This window comes from Bradyrhizobium sp. P2_E8 (assembly GCF_056403875.1).
Genome location: NZ_JBFUES010000177.1, coordinates 1 through 9,843, shown reverse-complemented (window position 1 = coordinate 9,843; position 9,843 = coordinate 1). Strand labels below are relative to the sequence as shown.

General features: G+C 64.4%; 13 protein-coding genes and 1 pseudogene. 8 read left to right on the top strand and 6 right to left on the bottom strand.

What is annotated here, in order from left to right:
- From AC1D00_RS12655 to AC1D00_RS12645, 3 genes are all read left to right on the top strand, one after another.
- On the top strand, positions 1 to 1,709 hold a 1,709-nt coding region (locus AC1D00_RS12655; RefSeq protein WP_477010901.1), incomplete at its 5' end, for a DUF1522 domain-containing protein.
- Between the two features lie 293 nt (positions 1,710 to 2,002).
- Positions 2,003 to 2,371 (top strand): flagellar biosynthesis regulator FlaF, encoded by a 369-nt coding sequence (flaF, locus tag AC1D00_RS12650; RefSeq protein ID WP_008554779.1) that lies wholly within the window; start codon positions 2,003 to 2,005, stop codon positions 2,369 to 2,371.
- 233 nt (positions 2,372 to 2,604) lie between these two features.
- Positions 2,605 to 2,751: a hypothetical protein gene (locus AC1D00_RS12645; protein ID WP_477010900.1), complete on the top strand. Its 147-nt coding sequence runs from the start codon at positions 2,605 to 2,607 to the stop codon at positions 2,749 to 2,751.
- Positions 2,752 to 2,754: 3 nt separating this feature from the next.
- Here the strand turns inward: AC1D00_RS12645 and AC1D00_RS12640 are convergent, their stop codons facing one another.
- The 4 genes from AC1D00_RS12640 to AC1D00_RS12625 form a co-directional block, all read right to left on the bottom strand.
- Positions 2,755 to 3,114 carry a hypothetical protein gene (locus AC1D00_RS12640; RefSeq protein WP_477010899.1) on the bottom strand — a complete coding sequence of 120 codons (360 nt, stop codon included), beginning with the start codon at positions 3,112 to 3,114 and terminating at the stop codon, positions 2,755 to 2,757.
- Between the two features lie 160 nt (positions 3,115 to 3,274).
- Positions 3,275 to 3,772: a hypothetical protein gene (locus AC1D00_RS12635; protein ID WP_027548503.1), complete on the bottom strand. Its 498-nt coding sequence runs from the start codon at positions 3,770 to 3,772 to the stop codon at positions 3,275 to 3,277.
- An 11-nt stretch (positions 3,773 to 3,783) separates the two neighbouring features.
- On the bottom strand, positions 3,784 to 4,152 hold the full coding sequence (gene flgJ, locus AC1D00_RS12630; protein ID WP_404557950.1) for a flagellar assembly peptidoglycan hydrolase FlgJ: 369 nt from the start codon (positions 4,150 to 4,152) through the stop codon (positions 3,784 to 3,786).
- Positions 4,152 to 5,276 (bottom strand): flagellar basal body P-ring protein FlgI, encoded by a 1,125-nt coding sequence (locus AC1D00_RS12625; RefSeq protein WP_028173283.1) that lies wholly within the window; start codon positions 5,274 to 5,276, stop codon positions 4,152 to 4,154. The genes flgJ and AC1D00_RS12625 overlap by 1 nt, the downstream gene beginning before the upstream one ends.
- Before the next feature lie 269 nt (positions 5,277 to 5,545).
- Between AC1D00_RS12625 and AC1D00_RS12620 the strand changes: the two genes are divergently transcribed.
- Positions 5,546 to 5,959: a flagellar assembly protein FliX gene (locus AC1D00_RS12620; RefSeq protein ID WP_404557949.1), complete on the top strand. Its 414-nt coding sequence runs from the start codon at positions 5,546 to 5,548 to the stop codon at positions 5,957 to 5,959.
- Between the two features lie 161 nt (positions 5,960 to 6,120).
- Here the strand turns inward: AC1D00_RS12620 and AC1D00_RS12615 are convergent, their stop codons facing one another.
- Entirely contained in the window at positions 6,121 to 6,492 is a 372-nt protein-coding gene (locus AC1D00_RS12615) for a winged helix-turn-helix transcriptional regulator (RefSeq protein ID WP_027548507.1), read from the bottom strand.
- 149 nt (positions 6,493 to 6,641) lie between these two features.
- Here AC1D00_RS12615 and AC1D00_RS12610 point away from each other — a divergent pair, with 149 nt between their 5' ends.
- Together AC1D00_RS12610 and dksA are read left to right on the top strand one after the other, a co-directional pair.
- Positions 6,642 to 7,253: an NAD(P)-dependent oxidoreductase gene (locus tag AC1D00_RS12610; RefSeq protein ID WP_404557948.1), complete on the top strand. Its 612-nt coding sequence runs from the start codon at positions 6,642 to 6,644 to the stop codon at positions 7,251 to 7,253.
- Positions 7,254 to 7,468: 215 nt separating this feature from the next.
- Positions 7,469 to 7,834 carry an RNA polymerase-binding protein DksA gene (gene dksA / locus AC1D00_RS12605; protein WP_008554760.1) on the top strand — a complete coding sequence of 122 codons (366 nt, stop codon included), beginning with the start codon at positions 7,469 to 7,471 and terminating at the stop codon, positions 7,832 to 7,834.
- 280 nt (positions 7,835 to 8,114) lie between these two features.
- Here the strand turns inward: dksA and AC1D00_RS12600 are convergent, their stop codons facing one another.
- On the bottom strand, positions 8,115 to 8,513 hold the full coding sequence (locus AC1D00_RS12600; protein ID WP_477010898.1) for a winged helix-turn-helix transcriptional regulator: 399 nt from the start codon (positions 8,511 to 8,513) through the stop codon (positions 8,115 to 8,117).
- Between the two features lie 93 nt (positions 8,514 to 8,606).
- On the opposite strand from AC1D00_RS12600, the gene AC1D00_RS12595 reads away from it, so the two are divergent.
- Both AC1D00_RS12595 and AC1D00_RS12590 read left to right on the top strand, forming a co-directional pair.
- Complete coding sequence (locus AC1D00_RS12595) at positions 8,607 to 9,635, top strand: SDR family oxidoreductase (protein WP_477010897.1); 1,029 nt, start codon at positions 8,607 to 8,609, stop codon at positions 9,633 to 9,635.
- Between the two features lie 96 nt (positions 9,636 to 9,731).
- Positions 9,732 to 9,843: pseudogene (locus AC1D00_RS12590) on the top strand (2-keto-4-pentenoate hydratase); the annotation flags it as partial.

The following is a 9,843-nucleotide window of genomic DNA, read 5'->3' as shown; positions in this document are numbered from 1 at the left end:
CCTTCGGCGCGCCGCCCGCGGATGGCGACACCATCACGGTGAACGGCAAGACCATCACCTTCCGCACCGGCATCGCTCCGACCACGCAACCGACCGGCTGGGGCCTCAACGCCAGCGGACACATCGCCACCGACGGCAACGGCAACTCGATCGTCTATGAGGGAACCGCGGCTGCGCCCGGGGCGACCGTCAACGACGTCCTCAGCGCGATTGACCTCGCCAGCGGCGTCAAGACCGCAACCATCAGCGCAGGCGCGGCGACCATCGCGGTCAGCGGTTCGACCGGTCCCATCGGCACGCTTCAGGTGGCATCGTCCATCTCGGGCGGCGGTCAGGTCACGCTGAAGAGCTCGACCGGCGCCGATCTGAGTGTGACCGGCAAGGCTGACTTCCTCAACAAGCTCGGTCTGACCACGGCGACCGGCGCGGGCAATGCGAACGTGACCGCGAACCGGTCGACGACCTCGGGCTCGCTGGGCACCCTGGTCCAGGACGGGTCGACGCTGAACATCGATGGTCACACCATCACCTTCAAGAACGCCCAGACGCCCCAATCGGCGGCCAGCGTGACCTCGGGTGGTGTCAACGGCAACATTGTCACCGACGGCAACGGCAACTCGACCGTCTATATCCAGAGCGCGACGCTCACCGACCTGCTCAACTCGATCGACCTTGCCACCGGCGTGAAGACCGCAAGCATCTTCAACGGCGCGGCGTCGCTGACGACCACTTCGGGCCAGATCCCGTCGTCGGTCAACAGCAGCGGCCAGCTTGCGCTCTCCACCGGCGTCAACGCCGACCTGTCGATCACCGGCACCGGCAATGCGCTCCACGCGTTCGGCCTCAGCGGCAACACGGGAACGGCGACCGCCTTCACCGCGGCGCGGACCTCCGGTGTTGGTGGTGTCAGCGGCAAGACGCTGACCTTCACCTCCTTCAACGGCGGCACGCCGGTGAACGTCACCTTCGGCGACGGCACCAACGGCACCGTCAAGACGCTCGACCAGCTCAACGCGCAGCTTCAGGCGAACCACCTGACGGCGACGATCGACGCCAATGGCCTGCTGACGGTGACCACCGTCAATGAATACGCCTCCTCGACGCTCGGTTCGACGACTGCGGGCGGCACGGTCGGCGGCACGATCACCGGTGTTCTGGCCTTCACCACCGCGCAGCCGCCGGTCCAGGATCCGGTCGCGCAGACGGCGCGCTCGAATCTGGTCAACCAGTTCAACAACATTCTGGCGCAGATCGACACGACGTCGCAGGACTCCTCCTTCAACGGCGTCAACCTGCTCAACGGCGACACGCTGAAGCTCGTCTTCAACGAAACCGGCAGCTCCACGCTCGGCATCAACGGCGTGGTGTTCAATGCGGCCGGCCTCGGCCTCAGCAACCTCGTCAACGGTGTCGACTTCATCGACAACGGCGCCACCAACAAGGTGCTGACCAGCCTGAACGCGGCCTCGAGCACGCTGCGCTCGGAAGGTTCGGCGCTCGGTTCGAACCTCTCGATCGTGCAGGTGCGCCAGGACTTCTCGAAGAATCTGATCAACGTGCTGCAGACCGGCTCGTCGAATCTGACGCTGGCCGACACCAACGAGGAAGCGGCCAACAGCCAGGCGCTGTCGACCCGCCAGTCGATCGCGGTGTCCGCGCTGTCGCTGGCCAACCAGTCGCAGCAGAGCGTGCTGCAGCTGCTCCGCTAATTTCGCTGCGCAAGACCGCTACTTGAGATATCGCGGCGGGGCTAACGCTCCGCCGTTCTTTTTACGGAGATCGCTAAGGCAGGATTAGCTGAGATTGATGCCCATCACGCGAAGCAAGTTTACAGCGTGTGTGCGTGCATCTAGCGTTGCGCTGACGAAGACCTCCGTGACCCGTAATTATCCGGAGTGCTTCCAAGCGCACACGTAAGCAAATCTTAAGCGGTGCTGCCTAGGGTTGGGAAAGAAATCCTTAAGCGCGTTCAACGGGCTAGGTAACCTCCAGGGTGTGATTGATGTCGAATTCCGCTGCCTCGGCTTACGCGCGTGTTGCAACGACCACTGCATCTCCTCGCGACATCGAGGCGCAGACCTTGCTCAAGGCCGCCAACAAGCTCCAGGATGCGGTGAACAACGCTGATCCGCTCAGCGAGCAGACCATGCAGGCGCTGATGTTCAACCGCAAGCTCTGGACGATCTTCCTGAGCGAGGCGATGCGCGACAACAATCCGCAGCCGATCGACGTCCGCCAGAAGATCGCCAACATCAGCGTGTTCGTGCTGAGCCAGACCGCGGCGCTGCAGATGAGCCCGCAGTTCGATCACTTCCGCCCGCTGATCGAGATCAATCGCAATATCGCTGCGGGTCTGTCCGGGCGGCCGTGATGGAGGCCCGTCGTGGCCGACATCATGAGCATTGTGTCGACCGCGCATAAGTCGAACGTTCTTTCCAGCCCATCGGGTTCGTCGACATACATCCCGGCCGATTCCTCGCTCTACCAGGGCGGCCGGACCGGGACCTATTCCGATGGCAAGAAATTCCCGCTCAAACTCTCGCCGGTCGGCGGCTTCCGCGCGCAGGTCCACGACGGGAGCACCGGGACGTCCCACACCGGCAGGTGCCGATCGAGGACAGCTCGTTCCGCTTCGGGAATACCAAGTTTACGCTGACTGACGTTGGCAAGGCCCAGATCAGAAACGTCGTCACCGATCCTGCGACCGGCGCGACCTATCTCGACACAGCGGTTGCCACGCTCGACGCCTGATCGTCAGGCGCTGAGGTCCGTATTGAGCGGACGCGTGGGTTTGGACTTCAGATCCTCTGCATGGAAATAAGCTCGCCGACGCAGCATCGCTTCGTCGGGGAACTGATTGACCACGGCGTCGGTCCTGTCGTTGACGACCTGGAAGACGAAGGATGCGGCAGCCTGGTCGAACACGACCTGCCGCGAGATGTTCTCGTTGTTCGGCAAATCATTGCGCGCGGGTGCGCTCGTATCGCTCGCGGCGACCGTCTGGCTCACCGGCAAATCAGTTTGCACGGCCTCGTTCGCCGCCGCATTCGACGTCGTTATGATCTGCGCGGGGGCCGGTATCCCCACCGGCCTGATGCTGAAATCTGTACTCATGGCAGCCTCCTGGTTGCCTCGTCCGAGTCAAATCCCAACCCCTCTCAATGCGCAACCATGGAACACCAGGATTGAAGACCCGGTAAGGAAACGTGACTAACCGCGCGACGATATCGCCGCGCGGTTTTTCGTAAAATTGTCGCTTGTTTTGTGCGCGCGCTCAGAGCGAGCGGCTGACCGTGAGCGGGGTGATGTGGCGCGGGCCCGGAGTGGCGCGGCGACCTGCGGCCGTATAGGTGTTCGGCACGTTGCGCTTCTGGATCTCGGCATTGACGCCGCGCACGACACTCTCGGAGACCGCGTGCGCGGTCGCGAGCACGGTGAGATTGACCTGGAGCATCGCGCGGAACGCATCGTGATGCCGATGCAGCGTCGAGAGCAGCTCGGGCGCCGATTTCGCGAGCTGGGCCTGGCTGGCCTTCAGCCGGCTGACGGCGCCGACATAGTTTCGCGACAGCTCCTGCTTCCTGCTCTCGAGGGTCATCGCCTCGCGGACGTTGCCGGCGCGCACGAGCTCGGTCTCGCGCTCGATCAGGCCGAGCAGGGCGTTCATCGCATCCATCAGGTCTTCGGCGAGCTTGCGCGCCTCGGCGTTGCCGGGCGCGGTGTTCGGGCGCTGCGCCTGCATCGGCTGACGTGAGGCGGTGAACTGGTTCATCTCGTTTGACCTTATGCCGTGCGGACGGTTTTCGCCTGCTGCATGATGAGAGTGCGGTAGACCTCGGTGGCGACGCCGACGCCCCCGGCCTTGGCGAAGTTCTTGGAATACTGCTCGGTCAGCATCGAGCGCCAGACGCCGGTGCCCGGTGTGTCGCCGAACGGGCCTTCGCCCTTCAGGCCCGAGGTCATCTGCGAGAACATGCTGTTGAGGAACATCGCCTCGAAATCGGTGGCGGTCTTCTGCGCCTTGGCCTGCTGCTGCGGCGGGACCTTCTGCAGCGCGGCGGCGAGCTCGAAGTCGGGCCGGCCGTTGCGGCTCTCCACCGAGAAGGCCGAGGAGGTGGCGGCGCGCGGGGTGTTGATCATGCTCGCCTGCATCACATCACCTCGATGTCGGCTTCGATCGCGCCGGCGGCCTTGATCGCTTGCAGGATGCTGATCATGTCGCGGGGGCCGATGCCGAGGCCGTTGAGGCCGTCGACGAGCTGCTGGAGCGAGACGCCATCCTTGACGAGCGCCAACTTCCTGCCGTCCTCGGTGACGCTGACGCTGCTGCGCGGCGCGACCACGGTCCGCCCGCGGGACAGCGGATTGGGCTGGCTCACCTGCGGGCTTTCGGAGATCGTGACGGTGAGGTTGCCTTGCGCCACCGCGACAGTGGCGACGCGGACGTCGCGGCCCATCACGATGATGCCGCTGCGCTCGTCGATGACGATCTTGGCGGCGAGATCGGGATCGACCTGGAGCTGCTCGATCTCGGTGAGGAAGGCAACGACGTTACCCTTGAACTCGGGCGGGATCGAAAGCTGCACCGTCGAGGGATCGATCGGCTCGGCGGTCTTGACGCCGAGATAGTCGTTGACGGCCGCCGCGATACGCTTGGCGGTGGTGAAGTCGGCGTTGCGCAGCGCGAGCCGCACGTTCGGCAGCCGGTTGAGCGCGAACTCGATCTCGCGCTCGATGATGGCGCCGTTGGCGATGCGCCCCACCGTCGGAACGCCGCGTACGATCTTCGCCGCTTCGCCTTCGGCCTGGAAGCCGGAGATGGCGAGCGAACCCTGTGCGACCGCATAGACGTTGCCGTCGGCGCCGAGGAGGGGCGTGACGAGCAGGGTGCCGCCCTGGAGGTTCTTGGCGTCGCCGAGCGCGGAGACGGTGACGTCCATGCGCGTGCCCTGGGTGGCGAAGGCCGGCAGATTGCCTGTCACCATCACGGCGGCGACGTTGCCGGTGCGGATGGTGGCGCCGCGGATGTTGACGCCCATGCGCTCGAGCATCGCTTGCAGCGACTGCTTGGTGAAGGGGATGTTGTTGAGCGTGTCGCCGGTGCCGTTGAGGCCGACGACGAGGCCGTAGCCGATGAGCTGGTTCTGCCGCACGCCTTCGATATTGGCGAGGTCCTTGATGCGCGAGGTCGCGCTTGCGGACGTGACCGACAGCGCCAGCGCTGACAGCGCGGCGCAGGCCACCCCAACAATCCTCACCCAACGAACGCCTGGCATCCTCTGCTCCCCGAGGCTCCTCAAATCTCGGACCATCCTCGACACTCCCATGACGAGCTGGTCCGACGCTTTCCTTGCGAGGGCTGTGCCAACGCGGGGCAGTGGGGGTAGGTCGCTGAATAGGTTGAATAAATCTGTTTCGACCGGTGTCAGCGAGCGTTGTCTTTGAGGAGCGAAACTGCCGCCTGTCGGCAGATTTTGCCGGGCTGTTTACGTGCCGTTAACCATAAAACAGCGAAGGTGAGGCATCGATCACCCGGATTGCTGCGATGCGCATCTACGGACCGAACGGCACCACGCTTGGAACGCCGGCCAGCCAGGCCAGGCGGACGGGCTCCGGCACCTTCGTCTTGCCCGACACCGCGTCGGCGCAGGAGACGCGGGCCGCTGCGGCGCCGAAAGCGGCCGCCAACATCGATGCGCTGCTCGCGTTGCAAGGCATCGAGGAGGATCCGGTCGAGCGTCGCAAGCGCTCGGTCGCCCGCGGCAAGACCGCGCTCGACGTGCTCGACGATCTCAAGATGGGGCTGCTGTCCGGCAATCTCGACGCGTCCACCGTAATGCGGCTGCGCGATGCTGCGGCGAACCTGAAATCGTCCTCGGGCGATCCCGGTCTCGATTCGCTGCTGTCCGAGATCGAGCTGCGTGTCGAGGTCGAACTCGCCAAGGCCGGGCAGGCGTAGTCGGGCAGGCTGTCGTCGCACCGCTTGACCGGGCGACCCAGTAGTCCAGAGACAGTCGTTTTGAGTCGAGAAGCCGCGGCGTACGGGATGCCCCGGTCAAGCCGGGGCATGACGGCGGAGTTTGGGGTGGCGCGCGAACAGCTCGTTCCAGACGTTGCCATTCACGCCGCTTCCTCCTCCTTCTGCGCGTCGTAGCGGCGCTGGGCGGCGAGCACGTCCTTCAGATTCTCCTCGGCCCAATCGCGCAGCGGATCGACGGCGGCGGCGAGGGTCAGCCCGAGCTGCGTGATCGAATATTCCACCGTCACCGGTACGGTCGCGATGGCGCGGCGCTTGATCAGGCCGTCGCGTTCGAGCGATTTGAGAACTTGGCTCAGCATCTTCTGCGAAATGCCTTCGATCGTGCGGCGCAACTGATTGAAACGCATCGGCTCGCCGCGCAGCAGCAGGAGGATCAGCACCGCCCATTTGTCGCCGATGCGATCGAGGATCTGGCGCGTGGGGCAGTTCGCTGCATAGACGTCGGGCTTCATCGTCGGGTCCTCGATCCATTGAAGTCGCTTGCCGGCTCGCTTGCCGGTTACTCCTGCGTAAGCAGGTAAGCACAAAGTGCTCTCTTAACACCAGCATTCTTTGCGATATCTAGTCACTGTTAGTTACTATAGAAGCAAAGGAGCCTTCCATGAAAATCGCAGTCGCCGGCGCCTCGGGCCGGGCCGGGTCGGAGATCACCAAGGAACTGTCCCGCCGCGGCCATAGCGTCACGGCCATCGCCCGGAACCCCGAGAAGATCGCGGCCCTGCCGAACGTCACACCGACCAAGGGAGACGTGCTCGACCAGGCGGGCCTCGCCAAGCTGTGGGCCGGGCACGACGTCGCCGTGAGTTCCGTGCACTTCCTGGCCAGCGACGCGCTCAAGCTGATCGGGGCAGCCAAGGACTCCAAGGTGGGCCGTTACCTCGTCGTCGGCGGGGCTGGCAGCCTCGAGGTCGCTCCTGGCGTGAAACTGGTTACAACCCCCGGTTTTCCGGCCCAATACAAGGCCGAGGCCGAGGCAGGCTCTGCCTTTCTCGATCTGCTGCGCCAGGAAAAGGACCTGAACTGGACCTTCATCTCGCCGTCGGCGCTGTTCGTCGAGGGAGAGCGCACGGGCAAGTTCCGGCTCGGGACCGATCAGCTTCTCGCAGATGCGAATGGCAAGAGCTGGATCAGCTTCGCCGATTACGCCATTGCGCTGGCCGACGAGATCGAGCGGCCGGCCCATTTGAGGCAGCGTTTCACGGTCGGTTACTAGGCCTTCGGCCGCCCCCAGGCCCTCCAGGATAAACCTTCCTGTGCAAGGGCTTGGGCGCGCCAGCTGGACGAGCAGGGAAATATTGTCTGTCACGGGAGGCCGCTATATAACGCCCCGCTCAACGGACCCCGTTCCGTTTGCGAGTCGTTGCTTAGACAGATAGGCCGCCCTTGGAAAAGTTGAAAAACTACCGACCGACCGAAAAAGAGCCTTTCATGAACGACCGGCAGAAGGAGTACTTCCGGTTGAAGCTCCTTGCCTGGAAGGATGAGATCCTCAAAGAGTCCAAGCTCACCCTGCAAGCCCTGCAGGAGGAGAACGTGAACCACCCCGATCTCGCCGATCGGGCATCGTCCGAAACCGACCGCGCCATCGAACTCCGCGCCCGCGACCGCCAGCGCAAGTTGATCGCCAAGATCGACGCCGCGCTCCAGCGTATCGAGGACAACACCTATGGCTATTGCGAGGACACCGGGGAGCCGATCTCGTTGAAGCGGCTCGAGGCCCGGCCGATCGCGACGCTCTCGGTGGAAGCGCAGGAGCGACACGAGAAACGCGAGAAGGTCTATCGCGACGAATAGAGTCGGAGCCGCAGCGATGCGGCTCTTTGTTTTTGGACGCAAGGCGCCATTTCGCGCCGCGGTCAGTATATTGCCCGTCGCTTGCCGCCGCGCTCCGACGCGCGAGCGCAATCGCGAAAAGTGAATCGTGATCAATGGGCTAGACTCGATTCCTCCGAGCTCACGTGAGTTCGGATGAGAAACAGCCTTCACTTCAGGTGCGGGAGATTTTGCGAGTCGCATCAACGGGATCGACTCGAACGCTGAGACACCGATCCAGCTGCATCAAGCATCGCTGCAATCAGGCCTGCTGCGACGCCACAAGGCGCGCATCCCCATAAAGCCTGGACCAGCTCAATATTTCCTTAAACGCCGGCAACAGGCCGTAGGCCGCATCCGTCAGCTCGTACTCGACCCTCAAGGGCTTCTCCGCGAAGACGGTCCGCGACACCAGGCCGTCCTGCTCGAGCTCGCGCAGTTGCGTGGTCAGCATGTGCTGGGTGATGCCGCCGATCGATCGCCGCAATGCGCCGAAACGAACCGCGCCGTTCATCAGCGCGAACAGGATCTCCAGCTTCCACTTGCCACCGAGGGCGTGGATGGCCCGCTTGAAGTCGGCGAGCAGGGTAGGGTGGGGGCTGCAATCGCAGTCGCCGTCGCAAACGCTGGTCAGGTTTTCCATACCGGTCTCGAAATCCATTCTACTTGCTCCCCGGGAGATAGTGACCAGATGCCGCCTTGAGCAGGGCGGYGGAACCAATTCGCCGGCCCGTGCAACGAGGGGAATTTGGCAATGAGCACTGTTCTGGTCACTGGCGGGTCGGGCTTCGTCGGCATTCACGTCATCCTGCAACTTCTGGCCGCCGGCTACACGGTGCGGACGACGGTGCGCCGGCCGGAGCGCCAGACCGATGTGCTGGCGATGCTGCGCGAGGGCGGGGCCTTTTCGCCGGAGAGCCTGTCCTTCTTCACCGCCGACCTCGTCCGGGACGAGGGGTGGGGTGAGGCCGTCGCGGGCTGCGACTACGTTCTCCATGTTGCCTCGCCGCTCTCGACCAGCGTTCCCAAGGATGAGAACGAGATGATCATCCCGGCCCGCGACGGCACGCTGCGAGTGCTCCGGGCCGCCCGCGAGGCCGGCGTGAGGCGCGTGGTGATCACCTCGTCGCTGGGTGCGATCGGGTATGGCCACAAGCCGCGGGAAAAGCCGTTCGACGAGACCGACTGGACCAATCTCGAAGGCGCCGACGTGCAGCCCTACATCAAATCCAAGACGCTGGCCGAACGGGCGGCCTGGGATTTCGTCGCGCGCGAAGGCGGCGGGCTCGAACTCTCGGTCGTGAACCCCGCCGCCATTTTCGGTCCCGTGCTCGGGCCGGACTTCTCCGGGTCGATCGAGATCGTCAAATCGCTGCTCGACGGCGCCATGCCGGCGGTGCCGCGGGTCTATTTCGGCGTGGTCGACGTGCGCGATGTGGCCGACCTGCATTTGCGGGCGATGACGGCGCCTGAGGCGAAAGGCGAGCGTTTCATCGCGGTCTCCGGCGAGACGATGTCGATCCTGGACATCGCCAGGGTGCTGCGGCGGGAACTCGGACCGAGGGCGCGCCGGGTTCCGCGGCTTCAGGCGCCGGACTGGCTGGTGCGCCTGGCCGCAAACCGGATTCCGCTGCTGCGCGCGGTCGTGCCGATGCTCGGAAGGGTGCGGCATTCCACCAGCGCCAAGGCGAAGTCGCTGCTCGGCTGGCAGGCGCGTTCCAACGATGAGGCGATCCTCGCGACGGCCGAGAGCCTGATCCGGCTTGGCCTCGTCAAGGCGTGAAGCCGCCCTTGGATCGTCCTTTGGACCGCGCTTGTCAGGCCGGAGCGGGGGTGCTGAAGTGCCGCCCTCGATTGCGTAGCGTGGGAGGCGGCGCCGATGGACAACATTCTTGAAGCCGCAAAGGCGATCGCACTGGCGCGCCGCAACCATGCGCCGCTTGCAGCGCTCGAGGTTCCACCTGCCGACGAGGCCGAGGGTTACCAGGTCC